Consider the following 21013-nt stretch of genomic DNA (forward strand, 5'->3'; position numbering starts at 1 on the left):
GCGCGGTCCGGGTGGTCCGCGCGGTGCGGGTGCGGGTGGTCCGGGTGGCGGCCCGGCAGGGGCCACCACCCGGGGAGGGTCAGTGCCTGTGGCCCTGCCCCTTCACGTCGATCCGCACGATCTGCGGGTCGTGGTCGCTCGCCTGGTCGGCGAACTCCGCGTTGATGTGCACCACGTCGTAGTCGAAGCGGCGGACGGCAGGGCTGGTCAGGATGTGGTCCAGCGTCTGGGAGTTGCCGTCGTAGACGTAGCTGTACTGCTCGCCGGCGGGAAGTGTCGTGATCAGCGGCTTGAGCACCTTGCCGCCGGTCAGGGTCTTCACCGTGGGGGAGAAGGCGAAGTCGTTCAGGTCGCCCAGGGCGACGACCTGTGCCGACCTGTCCGCCTTCAGCAGCGAGGTGACGAAGGTGTTGACCTCCGCGGCCTGCCGCACGCGCTGGGTCTCCGATCCGCGCACCGGCTCCTGGTAGCGCCCGTGCAGGGACTGGTCGCCTCCCTTGGACGCGAAGTGGTTGGCGATGACGAAGACGGACTCGCCGCGGAAGCGGAACTCGCCCACCAGCGGCTTGCGGCTGTTGTCCCAGGCGGTGCTCGTCGGGTTGATCCGCCCCGGCGAGACGGAGAGTTCGGCGCCCTTCCGCGTCTTCACCGCCTGCACGGCGGTCGTCGCGTCGCCACCCGCGCGGTCAACGAAGTCGACCCGGTCGGGGTTGAAGAGGAAGACGTTGCGGATGTTGCCGCCGGGCTCACCGCCGTCCTTGCCGTCCTCGGGCGCCACATAGCGCCACGCGTACCTCGGCCCGCCCGCCGCGACGATGGCGTCCGTGAAGCGCTTCAGCGTGGCCTCGGAGCCCACGGTGCCGTCGTTCACCGCACCGTTGTCGTCCTGGATCTCCTCCAGGGACACGATGTCCGGCGACGAGAGGCTGACTGCCACGCCCTGCGCCAGGGTGTCGAACTTCGCCTGCTCGTCGGCCGCGTCGAGGTTCTCCACGTTGTACGTGGCGACGGCGAGCTCCTTGCGCTTCTGCTTCCGGGTCACCTCGCGCTTCAGGTGGTTGTCCTTCAGCGTGCCCAGCTCGGTGGCCTGGACGTTGTAGCCGCCGTACGACGCGTAGTCGACGACCCCCGTGGTGGCGCCCTTCAGCACGTCGCCCACGTCCGCGACCGGGACGGGCCGCGCGGCGTCCAGCGACATCACCTTGAGGCGGCCGGTGTTCTGGTCCTCGTAGGAGGCGTACAGCGTGCCGCCGCGCCGGGTGGGGTTCTCCCGCGGCTTGACGGTCACCCAGACCTCGTCGTACGCGGTGGTCGCACCCGTCACCCGGGTGTCGGCCATCGTGACGCGAGCGCCCTCGAGCGATTCGTAGAGGTCCAGGGCGTACGCCGCCGGGTCGAGGGCGAGTGCCTCGATGGAGCCGCCGCCGGCCGTCGGCACGTAGGCGTCCGGCACCGAGGAGGCGTCCAGGACGACCGCGTCCGGCAGGGCGTTGCCCGAGGAGAGGACCGTGGTCAGCGGAGCGGTGATCTGGGTGAGGGACTGGGCTCCGGTGGCCGGGTAGTACTCGGCGACCTTTCCGCTGACCAGTACGGAGTCGCCCACGGCGACGGTGGGGGCCGAGGAACCGGTGTAGACGAACACACCTTCGCTCGTGCGGGCGTCGTCGTCCGGTGCCGTGTCCTGGATCCAGAATCCGCGCGAGCCCGAGGTCCGTACCCCGGTGACGACTCCCGGGACACCGGTGACCTGCTGCCCGGCGAGCGGGGAGAGCCGGGTCGTGCCCTGGATGTCGTGGATCCGCACGGTGCCGGGCTCGGTCGGTCCGCCGGGCTCGCCCGGGTCCGAGCCGCCGGAGGTCTCGCCCGCGGCGTTGACCGGCGTCGGGGAGCCGCCGGCCAGGTCGGCGGCGTTGTCGTCGGTGTCCGCCAGGGACGTACCGCGTGCCACGGAGGCGGTGTTGGAGGCACCCGCCGCCGGTCCGGCGCCCTCCCGCACGACGGCGGAACCGTAGCCGACGAGGTCGACGATCCGGGTGTCGGCGGCGCAGTCGGCGGCCGTCCTGCAGGTCAGCGGGGCCGTCCCGGAGACCAGCGCGACCGTGCCGCTCGTCGCGGACATCGCGAGGGTGCCGGTCGTGTCGGGGGCCGGCAGGGCCACCGTCCCTCCGGTGCCTGCTGCCTGCGCGACGAGGTGGCGGCCGCCCGGCGCGACGGCGCCCGAGAGGGCGGTGGCCTGCCACAGCGATCCGGCGGAGGGACTGCCCGGAAGGTACTGGACGCTGAATCCGGACAGGGCGAAGGAGCTCTGGCTGGCGTTGGCCAGTTCGATGAAGTCACGGGTCAGCGACGCGCCGGAGTTGCCCCCGCCGCCGTACACCTCGGAGATGACGGCCGACGACGACGGTGCGGCGAAGGCGGCGGGCAACGCGGTCACGGAGAGGGTCACGGCGACGGCGGCGGCCAGCAGGGCGGAGCCGGGTCTGGCTATGTACACGGGAACTGCCCCCAAATGTGTGGTGAGGGCCAAAAGCTATGCGCGTAGACCGGTCGTGGCAAGAGACGGGAGGTTAATTCCGGGCGTCATCACCCCCCGTCCGTACTGGAGTTCGGCGGCTCCCGGTCCGCCGCGCGCACCCCGCGTGCCCCGGGGTGCCCGAGTCCACCATGCGGTCAGACGTTTGACCGGCTCGCGCCGTTCCGGATACGTTGCGTGACATGCAGCGAACCGCACACCTGACGACGCGAGGTCATGTCGACCTGAAGCGTGTGTGCTCCGCGGCGTGTCACCGGGCCTGAACACCCCGAGTCCGCGCGCCTCCTGAGGTCTCGCCTCCACGGACCCGCGCAGGACGCCCCGTCATGGCTCAGCGGACCCGGGCCGGCGCGATGCCGCCCGATTCCGCCAGGAGGCCCCGCAGGGGTACTCACCTCCACGCACGCCGCCATCCAGGACCTGGACGACGCCTGTGACACGTCTGCCCGCTCCCACCCGCCTCTCCCGGCCCCCGCTCCGCTCCGAGATCCCCTCCGCCGGGCAGTCCCGCCGCGCCTCCGGTACGGGATCCGTGCTGGGCGCGATCCTCGACCACGGCCCGGTGGCCCGTTCCACCGTCGCGCGGCTCACCGGCCTCTCACCCGCATCGGTCACGGGGCACGTCGGCCGGCTCCTGTCTCGCGGACTGGTCCGCGAGAGCGCGGAGACGACCGGACCGCGCGGACTCGGACGCCCTCACGTACCCGTCGAGATCGACACGTCCCGCTTCCTGGTGGCAGGCGCCCACATCGCGGTCGCGCACTCGACGGTCTCCCTGATGGACCTGCGCGGCCGGGTCGTGGCGGAGGACCGCCGGCCGCACACCAGCACGCACCCGCGCCGGATCCTGGACGACCTGGCCGCCCGGCTGCCCCTGCTGACGGCCGCGCACGCGGCCGGGCGGCAGGTGCTGGCCCTGGGGGTGGCCACAGGCCACCGGGTCGACCCGGCCGCGGGAGTCGTCGTGGAGCACCCGCACCTCGGCTGGCGCGCCGTTCCCGTGCGCGAGGTCCTCGCCGCCGCCACCGGGCTCCCCGTCCATGTGGACAGCCACTCCCGGGCGCTGGCCCGAGCCGAGCAGATGTTCGGCGAGGCCTCGACCCGGGCGAGCACGGTCCTGCTCTTCATCGGCGCGGTCGTCGACGGGGCCTTCGCGACCGCGGGGGAACTGCACCGCGGGCCCCGCTCCGGCGCGGGGAGCGTGGCCCATCTCCCCCTGGGATCCGGCGGGTCGGGAGACGCCGAGCCCTGCAGGTGCGGACGCACCGGGTGTCTGGAGTCCGAGGTGTCCGAGCGGGCCATGATCCGGCGTGCCGCCGAACAGCGCCTGTACGTCGGGACGTTCCAGGAACTGCTGGACCACGCCCTGGCGGGCGAGCCGCGTGCCGTGGCCCTGTTCCGGCGTCGTGCCCGCCTGGTGGGCAGGGCGGCGGCGTTGCTCCTGGACATGTTCGACCCGGAGTGCCTGGTGGTGGTCGAGCCCGGATCCGGCCGGCTGCCGGAGTGCCTGGCCGACCTCCGTGAGGAGGTGGGGATGCGCTCCTGGGCCTGCGAGGACCCGGAGCGGGCCGTGGTGCCGAGCAGCTTCACCGGTCAGGTGCTGGCCACCGCCGGGGGCGCCGTCGCGCTGGGCGCCCTGTACACGGACCCGCTGGGGCCCTGGCCGGCGCTGCCCGCGGTCTCCTGATCCCCCGATTCCCGCATTAATTCAGATCGTTGCATTGTTGACCGGCCCCGGACCGAACGAGAAGATGGATTCATGAACAGCCGAAAGCGGAATTCAGGGAACGTGCCCGTACGGGCGCACTCCTGCCGCGCGGCCACGCCGAAGAGCGATTGCGCCCGGCGTTCCTGTTGTCGTCCCTGTCCGGGTGACCGATAACCCCTCAGCCGCGTCTGCGGGCGGTCCACATTCGTGGATGTTTTCCCATCCGTCCCGCGATTTCGCGCACCCTGATGCGCTCCTGCACGCCCTCGCGTGATTTCCGCACGCCCGAATTCCGCCTTTCGACCGGGGAGAGACATTGACCGTCACCGTGTCCTCGTACGCCGCAGTCCCGTCATCAGAAACCGCCACCGCAGCCGCCCCCGGCATCGCGCCCGAGCACTTCAGGAGGGCCTTCCGCAGGCATCCCGCGGGTGTCGTCGTCGTCACCGCCGACGCGGGCCGCGGACCGGTGGGATTCACCGCGACCTCGCTCAGCTCCCTCTCCCTCGCCCCTCCGCTCGTCTCCTTCGGCATCGGGACGTCCACCTCGTCCTGGCCGCACATCGAGCGGGCCTCCACGGCCGTCGTGAACTTCCTCGGTGCCGAACAGGCGCCGCTGGCGACCACGTTCGCCACCAGCGGCATCGACCGGTTCGCCGCGCCGACCCGGTGGAGCCGGCTGCCCGGCGGGGAACCCGTGCTCGACGGGGTGGCCGGCTGGCTGAAGCTCACCGTCCTGACCATCGTCCCGGCCGGCGACCACCGCATCGTCGTCGCGCGGGTCGAGGAGTCCTGGCTGGACGAGGGGCGCAGCCCGCTGCTCTTCCACGACGGCTCCTACCACTCCCTCCGCCCCACGCCCGACCAGTGATCAGGACCTTCACCATGACACGTCACGACACCAGGCGGGCCCTGGCCCGGAGGTCGTTCCTCGCGCTCGCGGGAGGCGGCATCCTGAGCCTCGCCGCATGCTCTCCCCAGACGAAATCGGTGGCCACCGCGGAACCCGCGGGCGCCCTCCCCTCCGGCAGGCCCGCGTCCGGGACCGAGCTGAAGATCGCCGCCCGTTCGACACAGCTCCAACTGGGGGCGGCAGGACTGGCGAAGGAACTCCCCTTCACCGTCACCGAATGGCCGAACCTCTCCGCGGGGCCCGACATCATTCAGGGATTCCGCGCGAAATCCATCGACCTGGCCGTCAACGCCGGAATTCCTCCCATCCAGGCACACGCCATCGGTGTCCGGGCGAAAATCGTCGCGGTCCAGACACGGCGGCACCCCCTTTACACCTTTGCGACGGCCCCGGGCTCGTCCCTCACGAGAGCCGAGGACTTCCGCGGTAGGAAGATAGGTTTCTCCCAGGGGCAGGCACAGGGGGTCGTCGTCCTCCGGGCGCTCAAGGAAGCGGGACTGGAGACCTCCGACGTCGAGCTGGTCGCCCTGCCCAGCACGCAGTTCCTCACCGCCCTGCAGTCCGCCCAGGTCGATGTGGCACCGCTCGCCGAGCCGACCCTCACCAAGTACCTCGACCAGTACGGCAAGGACGGCGCGCGGGGGGTCAGCACGTCGGTCGTCGACCTGCTGACCGTGCTCTGGGCGCCGAACGAGGTGCTCAACGACCCGGAGAAGGCCAAGGCGGTGCGCAGCTTCGTCCCGCTGTGGGCACGCGGCCAGGTGTGGGCCTGGGAGAACCGGGACGAGTGGATCGACACGTACTACGTGAAGGACCAGGGCGTGTCGGAGGAGGACGGCAGGCGCATCGTCGAATCCCTGCACAAGCCCCAGTTCCCGGTCAGCTGGGACGAGGCCCTCGACTGGGAGCAGGAGACCGCCGACCTGCTGGCCGAGGGGGGCTTCGTGCCGGAGCAGAAGGCCTCCGGGCTGTTCGACCGCCGCTTCGAAGGGCTGGCGGCCGGTGCCGTCGCCGCCGAGTACCGGGAGGGATCATGACCGACCTGCTGGCGAAGGCGCGGACGGACCGCGCGCAGACGGTGGAGCGGCCGTCCGGACCGCCCGCCGCCGGAGGCGCGGCTCCTGTCTCCCAGGGCACCCGCCGGCGGCTCGGACCCGGCCGGGCCCTGCCCTTCGGACGGCTGATCGGCCCCGCGCTCCTCGTCCTCGTGTGGTGGGCGGCCTCCGCCTCCGGCCATCTCGACCCGCGGATCCTCTCCTCGCCCGGCACGGTGTACTCCACCGCGGTCGACCTCGTCGCGACCGGACGCCTCCAGGACAACGTCCTCGTCTCGCTCCAGCGCGCCGGACTCGGCCTCGTCCTCGGGGTGTCCGCCGGGGTGATCCTGGCCGTGGCGGCAGGGCTGAGCCGCAGCGGTGAGTACCTGCTGGACGGCCCCCTCCAGATCAAGCGGGCCATTCCCTCCCTGGCGATGCTCCCCCTGCTGATCCTCTGGCTCGGCATAGGCGAGCAGATGAAGGTCACCGTCATCGCGCTCGGGGTCGCGGTGAACATGTACATCAACACCTACGCGTCGCTGACGGGCATCGACAGCCGGTACGTCGAGCTCGCCGAAGGGCTCGGCCTGAGCCGGGCGACGTTCATCCGCAAGGTCGTCGTCCCCGGCTCGCTGCCCGGCTTCTTCGTCGGCCTGCGGCTCGGCGTCACCTCGTCCTGGCTCGGCCTCATCGTGGTCGAGCAGATCAACGCCACCAGCGGCATCGGCTACATGATGTTCCAGGCCCAGCAGTACGCCCAGTCCGACGTGATCATCGTGGGGCTGGTGGCCTACGGGATCTTCGGCTTCGCCTCGGACGCGGCGGTACGCGCAGTCGAGAGGAAGGCTCTGTCATGGCGACGCACACTGGCGGGCTGACGGAAGACCGGCCCGCGATCCGCACCTCCGGGCTCGTACGGCGGTTCGGCGACCGGAAGGTCCTCAAGGAGCTCGACCTGACGGTGGCGCAGGGGGAGTTCACCGCGCTCCTCGGCCGCAGCGGCTCCGGCAAGTCCACGCTGCTGCGCGCTGTCGCCCGGCTCGACCACACCGTCGAGGGATCCGGCGCACTCTCCGTGCCGGACAGGGTCTCGCTCTCGTTCCAGGACTCCCGGCTGCTGCCCTGGCTGAGGGTGCTCGACAACGTGACCCTCGGGCTGCGCGGCCCACGCGCCCGTGAGCGGGGCCGGACCGCCCTCGCCGAGGTCGGTCTGGAAGGACGCGGCGGCTCCTGGCCCCATGAGCTGTCGGGCGGCGAGCAGCAGCGAGCCGCGCTGGCCCGCGCACTCGTACGCGATCCCGAACTCCTGCTCGCTGACGAGCCGTTCGGCGCACTCGACGCCCTGACCCGCATCAAGATGCACGGACTGCTGCGCGAACTGTACGAACGCCACCGCCCCGCCGTGCTGCTGGTCACCCATGACGTCGACGAGGCCGTGGAGCTCGCCGACCGGGTCCTCGTCCTGGACGACGGCCACATCTCCGTCGACCTCCGGATCGACCTGCCGTCCCCGCGCTCCCGCCGCGAACCCCGCTTCCAGGAGTACCGCGACACCCTGCTCGCCGCCCTCGGTGTCGCGCAGCCCTGAGGCGTCCGGGGCCCACCTCACGCAGCCGAGCTTCCGAGATCTCCCGAGGAGAACACGCCATGCCGCGCAAGCAGCTCCACCTCAACGCCTTCCTGATGTCCACCGGCCACCACGAGGCGTCCTGGCGCCTCCCCGAGAGCCACGCCGGCGCCGAATCGGACCTGGACCACTACGGGAACCTGGCCCGCATCGCCGAACGCGGGCTCCTGGACTCGCTGTTCCTCGCCGACGGACCCGTCCTCATGGGTGACCCCGGCCGGCGGCCCGCCGCCAAGCTGGAACCCACCGTGCTGCTCACGGCGCTCGCCGGGGTCACCGAACGCATCGGCCTGATCGCCACCGCCTCCACCAGCTACAACGAGCCGTACAACCTGGCCCGCCGCTTCGCCTCGCTGGACCACATATCCGGCGGGCGGGCCGGCTGGAACATCGTCACCACCGCCGGCGCCGACGCGGCGCGCAACTTCGGCCTCGACGACACCCCCCTGCACCGCGACCGCTACCGGCGCGCCGCCGAGTTCGTCGAGGTGTCCACCAAGCTCTGGGACAGCTGGGCCGACGACGCGGTCGTCGCCGACAAGGAGGCCGGGGTCCACGCGCTGGCCGACCGGGTGCGCAGCATCGGCCACAGCGGGGAGTTCTTCCGCGTCGACGGCCCGCTCAACGTGCAGCGCCCGCCCCAGGGCCACCCGCTGCTCGTGCAGGCCGGGTCCAGCGAGGACGGCAAGGACTTCGCGGCCCGCTACGCGGAAGCGGTCTTCACCGCGCAGCAGACCCTCGAGGAGGGCATCGCCTTCTACAAGGACGTCAAGCAGCGCGCGGAGGCGCTCGGCCGCCACCCCGACGGCATCAAGATCCTGCCCGGCATCGTCCCCGTCATCGGCGACACCGAGGCCGAGGCGCTGGAGCTGGACGCCGAGCTCGACCGGCTCATCGTCCCGGAGTACGCCAGGCGCCAGCTCGCCAGGACGCTGAAGCTCGACCCGGCCGCACTCCCACTCGACGAGGAGCTCCCCGGGAACCTCCCCGACGAGGACGAGATCGAGGGGGCCAAGAGCCGCTACACCCTGGTGGTGGAGCTGGCACGGCGCGAACGGCTGACGGTGCGTCAACTCATCGGCAGGCTTGGGGGCGGGCGTGGTCACCGCACCTTCGCGGGGACCGCCGAACAGGTCGCCGACACCATCGAGCACTGGTACGACAGCGGGGCGGCCGACGGCTTCAACATCATGCCCGCCGTGCTCCCCTCCGGCCTCGAGATCTTCGTGGACCGGGTCGTCCCGATCCTCCAGGAGCGGGGACTGTTCCGCACGGAGTACACCGGAACCACCCTGCGCGAGCACTACGGGCTGCCCAGGCCCGCCAACCAGCTGTTCGACACCGTCGACACCGCGGAGAGCCGCACCGCCGTCGGTCCGGTGACGGCGGGGGCCCGGTGACCGGGGGTCCGGACCCGGGCCGGTCGTACCGACGGAGCGGACCGGCCGGCGGCCGCCCGGACGGGGCCGGCGGACTGCGGCCCACCCGGCGCAGCCGCCGCTCCCCGCTCCCCGCACCCGACGACCACCCCACCACCGACGCACTCGTCGAGGAGAACGCACGATGACGGAGTACCGCACCCTCGGGCGCACCGGCGTGAAGGTCAGCCCGCTGGCCCTCGGCACCATGATGTTCGGCCCCCGCGGCAACCCCGACCACGACGACAGCGTCCGTATCATCCATCACGCGCTCGACGCGGGGATCAACTTCGTCGACACCGCCGACGTCTACTCCGCGGGCGAGTCAGAGACCATCGTCGGCAAGGCACTTGCCGGCGGGCGCCGCGACGACGTGGTGCTGGCCACCAAGTTCCACGGCAGCCTCGGCGACGGCCCCAACGAGCAAGGCAACAGCCGCCGCTGGATCATCCGGGAGGTCGAGAACAGCCTCCGCAGGCTCGGCACCGACTGGATCGACCTCTACCAGGTGCACCGTCCCGAGCCCGGCACCGACTTCGACGAGACCCTCGGCGCGCTCTCCGACCTCGTCCACCAGGGAAAGATCCGCTACATCGGCACCTCGACCTTCGAGCCGTCCGCGATCGTCGAGGGCCAGTGGCTCGCCGATCGCAGGGGACGCGAACGCGTGGTCGCCGAACAACCGCCGTACTCCCTGCTGGCACGGGGCATCGAGCGCGAGGTCCTGCCGGTCGCCCGGCGCTACGCCCTGGGGGTGCTCACCTGGAGCCCGCTGGCCGGCGGCTGGCTCTCCGGCCGCTACCGCACCGGCGCCGGGCAGCCGGCGTCCAGCCGCGCCGCGCGCCAGGCCGCCCGTTTCGACATCGCGGCGCCGGAGAACGCCGCCAAGCTGGCCGCGGCGGACGCCTTGGCCCACCTCGCCGACGAGGCCGGCCTCACCCTCGTGCAGCTCGCCCTGGCCTTCGTGCTCGAACACCCGGCCGTCACGTCGGCCGTCATCGGTCCGCGGACCTTCGCCCAGCTGGAAAGCCAGCTGGGCGCGGACAAGGTGAAGCTGAGCAGCGACGTCCTCGACCGCATCGACGAGATCGTCCCGCCCGGCACCGACCTGTCGGCACGCGACTCCGGCTACACCCCGCCGTCGCTCACGGAGGCCGCGCTGCGGCGGCGCTCCTAGCTCTCCGGCTGCCGCGCCGGATACACCGACAGGGAGAACGAGTGCCCGGCCGGATCGGTGTAGACGCGGACGTCACGCGGGCCGCTGTTGCTGTCGCCCGTGTCCACCGGCCGGGCGCCGAGGCCTATCGCCTCGCGCTCGGCCTCGTCCATGTCCCCCGGGTCCACCAGGACGCGCAGATGTGCCTGCTGGGAGTCCTCCGGGCGCGGCCAGCTCGGCGGCGCGTAACCGTGGTCGCGCCGCACGGCGAGGTGCACACCGCTGTTGCCGACGATCTCGACGAAGTCGGGATCGCTCCCGATCCGCGTCTCCGCGTCGAGGAGAGCCGCGTAGAAGTGCGCGAGCTCCATGGGTTCGGCGCAGTCCAGGACCAGAACGCTCGTTTTCCCGACAGTCATGCTCCACCGCTACCCCCGATGGGGCGTCACACGCCGGGATCCGCAGGGCAACGTCCCCCGGGGAGGGAAGAGCCGCAGGGGCGCAACCCCCGCTCCTCACCACCGGCGGGCACGCGACATCCGGGCACACGGCGCGCCCGGGGCGACGATCGGCGGACCGCGGCCTAGGGTGCGGATCATGGCAGCAAGCGCGGGTGACCGGGACACAGGCTCTTCCGGTCCCGGCCCCTCAGACCCCCGTCGCTGGCGCGCACTCGCCGTCTGCCTGGTGGCGGGCTTCATGACCCTCCTGGACGTCTCCATCGTCAACGTGGCGCTGCCGTCCATCAAGGAAGGGCTCGACACGCCGGAGTCGGACCTCCAGTGGGTGCTCTCCGGCTACGCGCTCGCCTTCGGCCTCGTCCTCGTCCCGGGCGGACGCCTCGGCGACGCCCGGGGGCGCCGCGCGGTGTTCATGTGGGGACTGGCCCTCTTCACGCTGGCCTCCGCGGCCTGCGGGGCCGCCCAGTCCAGCCTCTGGCTCGTCGTCGCCCGGCTCCTCCAGGGCGCGGCCGGAGGGCTGCTCTCCCCCCAGATCTCCGCGCTCATCCAGCAGATGTTCTCCGGACGCGAGCGGGGCCGCGCCTTCGGCATGTTCGGCACCGTGGTCGGCATCTCCACCGCCGTCGGCCCGCTGCTGGGCGGCCTGCTGATCCAGGGGGCGGGGGCGCAGGAGGGCTGGCGCTGGGTGTTCTACGTCAACCTGCCGATCGGGATCGTCTGCCTCCTGCTGGCCAGACGGCTCCTCCCCGACACCCCGTCGGCGAGCCGGGTCCGCCCGCGCGACCTGGACCCCGTCGGAGTCCTGCTGCTCGGCGCGGGGGTCCTCGCCCTGCTGCTGCCCTTCGTCCAGGCCCAGCAGTGGCCCGGCGACGGCAAGTGGCTGCTCGTCCCGGTCGCCGCAGTCCTGCTCGCGGCGTTCGTCGCCTGGGAGGCCCGCTGCTCACGGCGGAACATCCAGCCGGTGCTGAACCTGTCGCTCTTCCGGCTCCGGTCCTTCTGGCTCGGCTGCCTGATGATCCTTCTGTACTTCGCCGGGTTCACCTCGATCTTCTTCATCAGCACGCTCTACCTCCAGTCCGGGCTGCACTACAGCGCCCTGGAGGCGGGTCTCGCGATCACTCCGTTCGCCCTGGGCGCCGGCGCCTCGGCGAGCATCGGCGGCCGACTGGTGGGCCGCTTCGGCCGGCCCCTCATCGTGGTGGGACTCACCATGGTGGCCGTCGGGCTCGGACTCACGGCCCTGGCCGCCCACCTGGTGCCGGGCAGGGGCGCCGGGCTCGCCATGGCGGCCCCCCTGCTGCTCGCCGGACTGGGCAGCGGACTCGTCATCGCGCCCAACCAGACCCTCACCCTCTCCGAGGTGCCGGTGAACAACGCGGGCAGCGCCGGCGGCACCCTGCAGACCAGCCAGCGCGTCGGCTCGTCCATCGGCATCGCCGCCGTCGGCTCGGTGTTCTTCGCGCAGCTGGGCCCCGGCGACTGGGCCGACGCCTACGACCACGGCCTGCTCGTCTCGGTCGCGTTCGTCCTCGCGGGCCTCGTCGTGGCGCTCGCGGACGTCGTGGCGGGCAGACGGGGAAGGAGACGTTCCGAGACGTCCGACGCCACGGGCGCCGGAGCCACCGACGCCCCGGAGGGGACACCATGAGCGACACCGAGGACCGGGGGAAGCAGGACGGGAACACCTCCTACGGTCACAAGCCCTTCAAGCGCTCCCGCAGCCACTTCGCCGACCGCATCACCGCCGACGGCCGCGACGGCTGGCCCGTCGAGTCCGGCCGCTACCGCCTGGTCGTCAGCCGCGCCTGCCCCTGGGCGAGCCGCGCCCTGGTCTCACGGAGGCTCCTGGGACTGGAGAGCGCCCTCTCCCTGGCCGTCGCCGACCCGATCCAGGACGACCGCAGCTGGCGCTTCACCCTCGACGAGGGCGGCAAGGACCCGGTGCTCGGCATCGGGTTCCTGAGCGAGGCGTACGACGCACGCGAGCGCGGCTACCCGGGAGGCGTCAGCGTGCCCGCGGTCGTCGACGTACCGACCCGGGCGCTGGTCACCAACGACTACCAGCGGATCACGCTCGACCTGGCCACGGAATGGACCGCCCTGCACCGCCCCGGCGCCCCCGACCTCTACCCGGAGCGGCTGCGCGACGAGATCGACACGGTCATGGACGGCGTCTACCGGGACGTCAACAACGGTGTCTACCGCGCCGGATTCGCCGCAGGCCAGGGCGAGTACGAGGCGGCGTACGTCGACGTGTTCCGCCGCCTGGACCTCGTCTCCGAACGCCTCGCGGGGCAGCGCTACCTGGTCGGGGACACGATTACCGAGGCCGACATCCGGCTGTTCACCACCCTGGTGCGCTTCGACGCCGTCTACCACGGGCACTTCAAGTGCAACCGCTCCAAGATCGCCGAGGACCGCGTCCTGTGGGCGTACGTCCGCGACCTGTACCAGACCCCCGGCTTCGGTGACACCGTCGACTTCGACCACATCAAGCGGCACTACTACCAGGTGCACACCGGCATCAACCCGACCGGCATCGTGCCGCTCGGCCCCGACCTCGCCGGCTGGCTCACCCCCCACCACCGGGAGCAGCTGGGCGGCCGTCCGTTCGGCGACGGCACCCCGCCCGGACCGGTGCCGCCGGGCGAGGAGGTCCCGGCGCGCGGGCGCCCCTGACCGGCTCACTCCACCCGGGGCGGCGGCGCGGCGTTCGCGGTCGCCAGCGGGGAGCGGGCGAGGACCACGCAGCCGGCGGCGATCAGGGCCAGTCCGGCCAGCTGGGGCAGGAGCCACCACCCGGTCTGCAGCTCCTCGCCGAACAGTGTCACCCCGTAGGCGATGCTGATCAGGGCGTCCCCGAGCGTCAGCATCGGCTGCACCGCGACCAGCGAACCGGCCTGGAGCGCGTTCTGGAGCAGGAACAGCGCGCCCACGCCGGCCGCCGCCGTGGCGTACAGCTGCCACGCCGTCAGCAGGCCGGTGACGCCGTCGCTGTCCAGCCGTGCCATGGCGTCCTTCATCAGCGCCGCCGTCAGCGCGTACCCGCAGGCCGCGGCAAGCCCCAGCAGCGCGGCCCGGGCGTTGCCGGAGGTGCCGAGCGCCGCGGCGACGAGCGCTGCCTCGAAGGCCCCGGTCACCACCAGCGCGGGGATCCACGCCGCACCCTGGACGTCGTCGCTGCCGCCGACCGGCGAGGCCGCCGCCATGCCGAGCGCCAGGCCGGCCGTCACCGCGGCCACCCCGGCCCAGACCTGGCGCGAGACCCCCACCCGCAGGACGAACCCGGCGACGACCAGGGTCGCGGGCAGCTCGATCACGAAGATCGGCTGGACCACGGCGATGGGCCCCGTGGCCAGCGCCACCGCCTGGCACACGGCCGCGACGATCACGAGCCCGATCCCGGCGAGCCACACCCTCTGCCGCAGCAGATGCCCGATCAGCGACAGGCGCATCGCCTCGCTGTCGGGGACCTCCAGGGCGGCGCGGCGCTGCAGCACCGAAGCGGTGCCGTTGCTCAGGGCGGTCAGGACGGCGAACAGGACACTGATCACCGCCCCATCATGGGGGCCGAGGCCCCGCAGTCCTCGGTGCCGCGGACCGGTGGGGGTGTCGCGCGTCCGCCATGCCGCGGACCGGGGGGTACCGCCCCGTTCCCGTCCGGCGGCGCAAGGGTCCGCGTAGTCTGCGGACCATGGCCACCGGACACGCTCCCGTGCTCTCCACCCGCGCGCTCAACAGGGCGACGATGGAGCGGCAGTTGCTGCTGCGCCGCAGCGAGCTGCCGGTGAAGGAAGCAGTCAGCCGCCTGGTGGGTCTCCAGGCCCAGAACACCAGGCCGCCCTACTTCCAGCTCTTCTCCCGGCTCGAAGGCTTCGACCCGGCGGCGCTCTCGGCGCTCATGGAGTCCCGCGAGGTGGTCAGGATCGTCACCCTCCGCTCCACCATCCACACCCACACCGCCGAGGACGCCCTCACGCTCCGCCCCCTCGTCCAGCCGGCACGCGACCGGGAGCTGCGCATGTTCCGGAGCGGGCTCACCGGGGTGGACCTGGACCGGCTCGCCTCGCTCGCCAGGGAACTGGTCGAGGAACGGCCCCGCACCATGAAGGAGTTGCGGGAGGAGCTGCGCGCCCACTGGCCGGACGCCGACCCGCAGTCGCTCGGCATCGCCGCCCGCTGCCGGCTCCCGCTGGTCCAGGTCACGCCGCGAGGGCTGTGGGGGCGCAGCGGGCAGGTCGCCCTGACGACCGCCGAGCACTGGCTGGACAGCCCTGCGCGGCCGGCGGCCCCGCCCGACGCGACCGTGCTGCGCTACCTCGGTGCCTTCGGCCCGGCCTCGGTGAAGGACCTCCAGGCGTGGGCCGGGCTCACCCGGATGCGGGAGGTCTTCGAGCGCCTGCGGCCGGGCCTGGTCACCTTCCGCGACGAGAACGGCGTCGAACTCTTCGACCTGCCCGACGCCCCCCGCCCAGACCCGGAGACCCCGGCCCCGCCGCGCTTCCTCCCGGAGTTCGACAACGTCCTGCTCGGCCACGCCGACCGCACCCGGGTCATCCCGCCCGCGTACAAAGGGCGCAACGGCGTGGGCAACCAGTCCTACGGGACCGTCCTCGCCGACGGCTTCCTGGCTGCCGTCTGGCGCCTCGACGAGAGCGCGGACGACGCGGTCGTCACCGTCCAGGCCCTGGGAGACCTCGGCGCTCCGACGCGTGAGGCAATCACCCAGGAGGCCGTGGACATGCTGGGCACGATGAGCCGGGCCCCCGCCCACGACGTACGGTTCGCCACCTTCGTCGACTTCGGGCGGTGAGACCCCCGGTCCCCCCGGCGGCGTCACGGGGGAGGACGAGCCCTACGGCAGCAGTCCCGCACGACGGGCCGCCACAACGGCCTCCAGCCGGGTGTGCGCCCCCAGTTTCCGCATCGCGGACCGCAGATAGCTCTTCACCGTCTCGGGCCGCAGCCCCAGGCGCCCGGCCGCCGCGGCGTTCGTCGCCCCCGACGCCACGCAGGCGATCACATCCACCTCGCGCGGTGCCAGCCGCACCCGTCCTGCGGGCCTACCCCGATCCGCCCCCGCGGCCGACGCCAGCCGCCCGCACACCGCGAGCAGCTCCTCGCGCAACGACGGGTCCGTGATCCTCGGGGCCAGCACACGCAGCTCGCGGTGCGCCTCGCGGACGTCCTCCCAGGTGCCGTCCCCGCCGCCCGGATCGGTGATCTGCTCCCTGGTCGACGCCAGGAGCTGCTGCACCTCGTCACGGACGGCCAGGGCCTGCTCCACGTCCCGGGCCGACGAGGCAACGGCGTCGAACGTACGGTCCCCGAGCGTGAGAGGTTCGCGCAGCGCTCCGTACAGGACACCGCGCACCGTCCGGCGTACGACGACGGGCACCGCGACGACCGAGCGCAGGCCCTCCGCGGCCACCGCCGTGTCGTATTCGTGGCTGATGTGGCGCGACGAGGGGTAGTCCGTGACGGCGCACGGCCGGGAGAGGGCGATCGCCTTGCCGCCGAGCCCGCTTCCCGCCGAGATGACGAGCCCCCGCAGCGCGGGCGTCTGCGCGCCGCTGAGCTCGGCGATCCGGGCATGGCGGGCGTCGGACAGCAGCCCGCCGAACACGACGGGCAGCCCGCTCGTCCGCCGCAGGCTCAGCAGGGCGGACCGCAGTTCGGTCGCCTCGCCCGGTTCCGACACGCCGCTGACTCCCCGCTCCGCCGGCCCACCCCCGTTCGGGGGTGGTGAGATCTGGGTCACTGTTCGCATGATGTTAAAGGACGGGTTCCGCGACGAGGAGGGCACATGCCGGCAACGAGTGCGACGGAGACGTTCCGGGCGGCCCGGGACTTCCTGATCGAGCACCGTGAGGACTACACCACGGCGTACGAGGGCTTCACATGGCCCCGGCCCGACCACTTCAACTGGGCACTCGACTGGTTCGACGTCATCGCGGAGGGCAACGACCGCACCGCCCTGCACATCGTGGAGGAGGACGGCGGGCGCACCGAGGTCTCCTTCGCCCGGATGGCGGCCCGCTCGAACCGGGCGGCGAACTGGCTCCGGGAACAGGGCGTGGCGGCGGGCGACCGGATCCTCGTCATGCTGGGCAACCAGGTCGAGCTGTGGGAGACGGCACTGGCCGCGATGAAGCTGCGGGCCGTCGTCATCCCCGCCACCCCGCTGCTGGGGCCGGTGGACCTGCGCGACCGGGTCGAGCGCGGCCGGGTCCGCCACGTCCTCGTACGGTCGGCGGACGCGGCGAAGTTCGACGAGGTGCCCGGCGACTACACCCGGATCGCCGTCGGGGACGACGTCGAGGGGTGGCTCTCCTACGCCGGGGCCGACGGGGCGGAGCCTGGCTTCACGCCCGACCGGGAGACGGACGCGGACGAGCCCCTCATGCTCTACTTCACCTCCGGCACCACGGCCAGCCCGAAGCTCGTCGAGCACACCCATGTCTCCTACCCCGTGGGCCACTTGGCCACGATGTACTGGATCGGCCTCGAGCCCGGCGACGTCCATCTGAACATCTCCTCACCCGGCTGGGCGAAGCACGCCTGGTCCAATCTCTTCGCACCGTGGAGCGCAGAGGCCACCGTCTTCATCTTCAACTACACCCGGTTCGACGCCGCCCGGCTGATGGCGGAGATGGACCGCTCGGGGATCACCAGCTTCTGCGCCCCGCCCACGGTCTGGCGGATGCTCATCCAGGCCGACCTCGCCCAGCTGAAGACACCGCCGCGCGAGGTCGTCGCGGCGGGTGAGCCGCTCAACCCCGAGGTCATCGAGAGCGTCCGGCGCGCCTGGGGCGTCACCATCCGTGACGGGTTCGGCCAGACCGAGACCGCCGTGCAGGTGGCCAACACCCCGGGACAGCTCCTCAAGGCGGGTTCCATGGGGCGGCCCAGCCCCGGGTTCACGGTCGAGCTGCTGGACGCGGTCACCGGCGAGCCGGGCGCGGCGGAGGGCGAGATCTCCCTCGACCTGTCCACGGCCCCGGTCGGCCTGATGACGGGGTACCACGGCGACCCGGAGCGCACGGCGGAGGCGATGGCGGGCGGCTTCTACCGCACGGGTGACATCGGCGCCCGCGACGCGGACGGCTACATCACCTACGTGGGCCGGGCCGACGACGTGTTCAAGGCCTCCGACTACAAGATCTCGCCGTTCGAGCTGGAGAGCGCCCTGCTGGAGCACGAGGCGGTCGCGGAGGCCGCGGTCGTGCCCGCCCCCGACCCGGTGCGGCTCTCCGTCCCGAAGGCGTACGTCGTGCTCGCCGAGGGCTGGGAGCCGGGACCCGGCACGGCCAAGGTGCTCTTCGAGCACTCCAGGTCGGTCCTCGCCCCGTACAAACGCATCCTCCGGCTGGAGTTCGCCGAGCTGCCGAAGACCGTGTCGGGGAAGATCCGCAGGATCGAGCTGCGGGAGCGTACGGCGCGGGGGACCGGCACCGAGTTCGATGAGGGGGACCTGCGATGAGCGGCCTCTCCTACGCCCACGGCACGAGCAGCACGGCGCTGCTCGGCGACACGATCGGGCGCAACCTCGACCGCGCGGTCGAGGCCTTCGGGGCGCGGGAAGCCCTGGTCGACGTGGCCTCGGGGCGCCGGTGGACGTACGCCGAATTCGGCGCAGCCGTCGACGAGCTGGCCCGCGGGCTGATGGCGTCCGGCGTGGCCAAGGGCGACCGGGTCGGCATCTGGGCGGTCAACTGCCCCGAGTGGGTCCTCGTCCAGTACGCCACTGCGCGGATCGGCGCCGTCATGGTCACCATCAATCCGGCTTACCGGGCGCACGAGTTGGCCTTCGTGCTCAAGCAGGCCGGGATCTCCGTGCTGGCCGCCTCGCTCGCCCACCGCACGAGCGACTACCGGGCCCTCGTCGAAAAGGTCCGCGCGGACTGCCCCGGGCTCCGGTCCGTCCACTACATCGGCGATCCGTCCTGGGAGGAGCTGACCGCCTCCGCGGAGACCGTGACGCCGCAGCAGCTGGCCTCACGGGAGGCGGAGTTGTCGTGCGACGACCCGATCAACATCCAGTACACCTCGGGAACCACCGGATTCCCCAAGGGAGCCACGCTCTCCCACCACAACATCCTCAACAACGGCTACTTCGTGGGGGAGCTGGTCGCCTACACGGAGCACGACCGGGTCTGCCTGCCCGTCCCCTTCTACCACTGCTTCGGCATGGTCATGGGGAACCTCGGTGCCACCTCGCACGGTGCGTGCATCGTGATCCCGTCGCCCGCCTTCGAACCGGCTGCGGTGCTGGCCGCCGTCCAGCAGGAGCGCTGCACCTCGCTCTACGGCGTCCCCACGATGTTCATCGCGGAGCTGGATCTGCCCGACTTCGCCTCGTACGACCTCTCCTCGCTCCGCACCGGGATCATGGCCGGTTCACCCTGTCCGGTCGAGGTGATGAAGCGGGTCGTCGCGCAGATGCACATGGACGAGGTGTCCATCTGCTACGGCATGACGGAGACCTCGCCCGTCTCCACCCAGACCCGCCGGGACGACGACCTGGAGCGGCGCACGGGCACGGTCGGCCGGGTCATGCCGCACATCGAGGTGAAGGTGGTCGATCCCGTGTCGGGCGTGACCCTGCCGCGCGGCGAGGCCGGCGAACTGTGCACCCGGGGCTACAGCGTGATGCTCGGCTACTGGGACCAGCCGGAGCGCACCGCCGAAGTCGTCGACGCGGGACGCTGGATGCACACCGGTGACCTCGCGGTGATGCGTGAGGACGGGTACGTCCGGATCGCCGGCCGGATCAAGGACATGATCATCCGCGGGGGCGAGAACGTCTACCCGCGCGAGATCGAGGAGTTCCTCCACGGTCACCCGAAGATCGCGGACGTACAGGTGGTCGGGGTGCCGGACGAGCGGTACGGCGAGGAGATCCTGGCCTGCGTCATTCCCCGCGACCCGGCCGACCCGCCGACGCTCGACGAGGTGGCGGAGTACTGCCGTGAACGGCTGGCGCACTACAAGGTGCCGCGCGGGCTGCGGATTCTCGAGGCGTTCCCGATGACCGTCAGCGGCAAGGTCCGGAAGGTCGAACTGCGGGAGGGGTACGGCGCGTAGCCCGTATCCGGATACGGCCGGGGGTCAGGCGGCCTCGATGACGCCGGAGCCTATGTCCTGGGTCGCCGCGGCCCACTCGACGAGCAGCACCTCGTACTCCGCGGCCTCCACCGGGGTCCAGTCCTGACCGGCCCGCGAGTCGACGAGCGCGCGGATCGCCTCGTTGGCCTCTACGGCGGACGGGTGGGTCGGCTGGGTCAGGAAAACGGGGGTCGAATGGGTGGGACGTCGGGGAGTTAAGACCATGCCTTCACTCTACGTCCTCATACTGACAACAGCTCGAACATATGCGGCTGGCAGGGCACAGGTGACCGAAATCATTCGACGGTGCCCGGCGGCCGGGGTCCGGTCCGGACCCACTCCTCCGCGGGCCCGTTCAACGGCTGCGGTGTGCCCGTGAGGTCGAGGACGAACAGCGGGATCGCGAGGCCGTCGGCGCGGGAGCGCGCCTCGTCGGTGTAGCCGGCCAGGGAGAACAGGGCGCTGGACACCGAGGTGTTCAGGGCGTTGAGCCAGAGGCATTCCACGTCCCGCAGGGCGGTCGGCCGTGTGGTCGCGTCGACCTGGGCGATGAGCCCGCCGGCCCTCAGGTCTATCCGGGAACTGGGCCGCACCTCAGGCTGGACGACGTCACGGAAGCCCAGCCACTTCAGGTACAGCGCCGCGGTGTTCACGGCGTCGCGGGCCGTCCGTATGACCAGGGGCCGGAACGACGGGCGCGGATGCGCGGCCGTGCGCGGCGGGAGTGTGCGGGACGGGCCGGAGGGATCGGCGGCGGGGGGCGGCGGTTCGGCGCCGCGCGTGGCCACGGGGCGCACGGGCACCCGGAGCACCGTGCCGCAGGGGCAGCAGAGTTCGGGGTGCGGCCACTGGTCGCGCCGTCCGCAGGAGTGGCAGCGCACGCTCACCCAGTCGTCGTTCCAGGTGCGGTGCGTGATGATCACGGCCGGGGCGCCGCGCATCAGCGGCGGGGCGGTCGGGGAGCCGCACGGGCAGGGGTACACCGGCGTGACGAACGCGTGGTCCCGGCGGCAGACCGGGCAGCGCACCGGTACGGATTCCACGTACTGCCC

At 72.1% G+C, this 21013-nt stretch carries 18 protein-coding genes; 12 read left to right on the forward strand and 6 right to left on the reverse strand.

The genetic code is table 11. The annotated features are described in order from the left end of the window. Positions 1 to 79: 79 nt before the first annotated feature. On the reverse strand, positions 80 to 2494 hold the full coding sequence (locus ACFC51_RS14340; RefSeq protein ID WP_376528819.1) for an endonuclease/exonuclease/phosphatase family protein: 2415 nt from the start codon (positions 2492 to 2494) through the stop codon (positions 80 to 82). A gap of 472 nt (positions 2495 to 2966) precedes the next feature. Here ACFC51_RS14340 and ACFC51_RS14345 point away from each other — a divergent pair, with 472 nt between their 5' ends. The 7 genes from ACFC51_RS14345 to ACFC51_RS14375 all read left to right on the forward strand — a co-directional run bounded on the left by ACFC51_RS14345 (position 2967) and on the right by ACFC51_RS14375 (position 10413). Beyond that, the gene (locus ACFC51_RS14345; protein ID WP_376369817.1) at positions 2967 to 4220 is read left to right on the forward strand and encodes an ROK family protein; all 1254 of its coding nucleotides are present in this window, start codon (positions 2967 to 2969) and stop codon (positions 4218 to 4220) included. 337 nt (positions 4221 to 4557) lie between these two features. Further along, positions 4558 to 5112: a flavin reductase family protein gene (locus ACFC51_RS14350; protein WP_376369816.1), complete on the forward strand. Its 555-nt coding sequence runs from the start codon at positions 4558 to 4560 to the stop codon at positions 5110 to 5112. A gap of 14 nt (positions 5113 to 5126) precedes the next feature. Continuing rightward, entirely contained in the window at positions 5127 to 6191 is a 1065-nt protein-coding gene (locus tag ACFC51_RS14355) for an ABC transporter substrate-binding protein (protein WP_376369814.1), read from the forward strand. Then, the gene (locus ACFC51_RS14360; protein WP_376369812.1) at positions 6188 to 7069 is read left to right on the forward strand and encodes an ABC transporter permease; all 882 of its coding nucleotides are present in this window, start codon (positions 6188 to 6190) and stop codon (positions 7067 to 7069) included. The genes ACFC51_RS14355 and ACFC51_RS14360 overlap by 4 nt, the downstream gene beginning before the upstream one ends. After that, entirely contained in the window at positions 7045 to 7779 is a 735-nt protein-coding gene (locus ACFC51_RS14365; protein WP_376369810.1) for an ABC transporter ATP-binding protein, read from the forward strand. The genes ACFC51_RS14360 and ACFC51_RS14365 overlap by 25 nt, the downstream gene beginning before the upstream one ends. Positions 7780 to 7838: 59 nt before the next feature. Beyond that, on the forward strand, positions 7839 to 9218 hold the full coding sequence (locus tag ACFC51_RS14370; protein WP_376528822.1) for an LLM class flavin-dependent oxidoreductase: 1380 nt from the start codon (positions 7839 to 7841) through the stop codon (positions 9216 to 9218). Between the two features lie 163 nt (positions 9219 to 9381). Continuing rightward, positions 9382 to 10413: an aldo/keto reductase gene (locus tag ACFC51_RS14375; RefSeq protein WP_376369806.1), complete on the forward strand. Its 1032-nt coding sequence runs from the start codon at positions 9382 to 9384 to the stop codon at positions 10411 to 10413. On the opposite strand, the gene ACFC51_RS14380 is transcribed toward ACFC51_RS14375, so the two are convergent. Continuing rightward, complete coding sequence (locus ACFC51_RS14380; RefSeq protein ID WP_376369804.1) at positions 10410 to 10811, reverse strand: VOC family protein; 402 nt, start codon at positions 10809 to 10811, stop codon at positions 10410 to 10412. The genes ACFC51_RS14375 and ACFC51_RS14380 overlap by 4 nt on opposite strands. 178 nt (positions 10812 to 10989) lie before the next feature. Here ACFC51_RS14380 and ACFC51_RS14385 point away from each other — a divergent pair, with 178 nt between their 5' ends. Further along, the gene (locus ACFC51_RS14385) at positions 10990 to 12501 is read left to right on the forward strand and encodes an MFS transporter (RefSeq protein WP_376528824.1); all 1512 of its coding nucleotides are present in this window, start codon (positions 10990 to 10992) and stop codon (positions 12499 to 12501) included. Continuing rightward, complete coding sequence (locus ACFC51_RS14390) at positions 12498 to 13532, forward strand: glutathione S-transferase family protein (protein WP_376369800.1); 1035 nt, start codon at positions 12498 to 12500, stop codon at positions 13530 to 13532. Before ACFC51_RS14385 ends, ACFC51_RS14390 begins: the two co-directional genes overlap by 4 nt. Before the next feature lie 5 nt (positions 13533 to 13537). Here ACFC51_RS14390 and ACFC51_RS14395 read toward each other — a convergent pair whose 3' ends face one another. Further along, the gene (locus ACFC51_RS14395) at positions 13538 to 14407 is read right to left on the reverse strand and encodes a DMT family transporter (protein WP_376528826.1); all 870 of its coding nucleotides are present in this window, start codon (positions 14405 to 14407) and stop codon (positions 13538 to 13540) included. Positions 14408 to 14547: 140 nt separating this feature from the next. On the opposite strand from ACFC51_RS14395, the gene ACFC51_RS14400 reads away from it, so the two are divergent. After that, positions 14548 to 15666, forward strand: a complete 1119-nt coding sequence (locus tag ACFC51_RS14400) for a winged helix DNA-binding domain-containing protein (protein ID WP_376528829.1) — start codon at positions 14548 to 14550, stop codon at positions 15664 to 15666. 42 nt (positions 15667 to 15708) lie between these two features. On the opposite strand, the gene ACFC51_RS14405 is transcribed toward ACFC51_RS14400, so the two are convergent. Continuing rightward, positions 15709 to 16554 (reverse strand): response regulator transcription factor, encoded by an 846-nt coding sequence (locus ACFC51_RS14405; protein WP_376369795.1) that lies wholly within the window; start codon positions 16552 to 16554, stop codon positions 15709 to 15711. Positions 16555 to 16659: 105 nt separating this feature from the next. Here ACFC51_RS14405 and ACFC51_RS14410 point away from each other — a divergent pair, with 105 nt between their 5' ends. After that, on the forward strand, positions 16660 to 18336 hold the full coding sequence (locus ACFC51_RS14410) for an AMP-binding protein (RefSeq protein ID WP_376528831.1): 1677 nt from the start codon (positions 16660 to 16662) through the stop codon (positions 18334 to 18336). Next, a complete protein-coding gene (locus ACFC51_RS14415) occupies positions 18333 to 19940 on the forward strand; it encodes an AMP-binding protein (protein ID WP_376528834.1) in 1608 nt (535 codons plus the stop codon). Before ACFC51_RS14410 ends, ACFC51_RS14415 begins: the two co-directional genes overlap by 4 nt. Positions 19941 to 19964: 24 nt before the next feature. Here ACFC51_RS14415 and ACFC51_RS14420 read toward each other — a convergent pair whose 3' ends face one another. Continuing rightward, a complete protein-coding gene (locus ACFC51_RS14420; protein WP_376528836.1) occupies positions 19965 to 20186 on the reverse strand; it encodes a hypothetical protein in 222 nt (73 codons plus the stop codon). Between the two features lie 71 nt (positions 20187 to 20257). After that, positions 20258 to 21004, reverse strand: coding sequence for a hypothetical protein (locus tag ACFC51_RS14425; protein ID WP_376369790.1), 747 nt, complete (start codon positions 21002 to 21004; stop codon positions 20258 to 20260). Between the last annotated feature and the right edge of the window lie 9 nt (positions 21005 to 21013).

The organism is Streptomyces sp. NPDC055962 (genome assembly GCF_042270185.1).
Classification (GTDB): Bacteria; Actinomycetota; Actinomycetes; order Streptomycetales; family Streptomycetaceae; genus Streptomyces.

Coding starts and splice junctions, on each gene's coding strand:
- ACFC51_RS14355 (WP_376369814.1), top strand. CDS start 5,127: ATGACACGTCACGACACCAGGCGGGCCCTGGCCCGGAGGTCGTTCCTC.
- ACFC51_RS14360 (WP_376369812.1), top strand. CDS start 6,188: ATGACCGACCTGCTGGCGAAGGCGCGGACGGACCGCGCGCAGACGGTG.
- ACFC51_RS14365 (WP_376369810.1), top strand. CDS start 7,045: ATGGCGACGCACACTGGCGGGCTGACGGAAGACCGGCCCGCGATCCGC.
- ACFC51_RS14370 (WP_376528822.1), top strand. CDS start 7,839: ATGCCGCGCAAGCAGCTCCACCTCAACGCCTTCCTGATGTCCACCGGC.
- ACFC51_RS14375 (WP_376369806.1), top strand. CDS start 9,382: ATGACGGAGTACCGCACCCTCGGGCGCACCGGCGTGAAGGTCAGCCCG.
- ACFC51_RS14380 (WP_376369804.1), bottom strand. CDS start 10,811: ATGACTGTCGGGAAAACGAGCGTTCTGGTCCTGGACTGCGCCGAACCC.
- ACFC51_RS14385 (WP_376528824.1), top strand. CDS start 10,990: ATGGCAGCAAGCGCGGGTGACCGGGACACAGGCTCTTCCGGTCCCGGC.
- ACFC51_RS14390 (WP_376369800.1), top strand. CDS start 12,498: ATGAGCGACACCGAGGACCGGGGGAAGCAGGACGGGAACACCTCCTAC.
- ACFC51_RS14400 (WP_376528829.1), top strand. CDS start 14,548: ATGGCCACCGGACACGCTCCCGTGCTCTCCACCCGCGCGCTCAACAGG.
- ACFC51_RS14410 (WP_376528831.1), top strand. CDS start 16,660: ATGCCGGCAACGAGTGCGACGGAGACGTTCCGGGCGGCCCGGGACTTC.
- ACFC51_RS14415 (WP_376528834.1), top strand. CDS start 18,333: ATGAGCGGCCTCTCCTACGCCCACGGCACGAGCAGCACGGCGCTGCTC.
- ACFC51_RS14420 (WP_376528836.1), bottom strand. CDS start 20,186: ATGGTCTTAACTCCCCGACGTCCCACCCATTCGACCCCCGTTTTCCTG.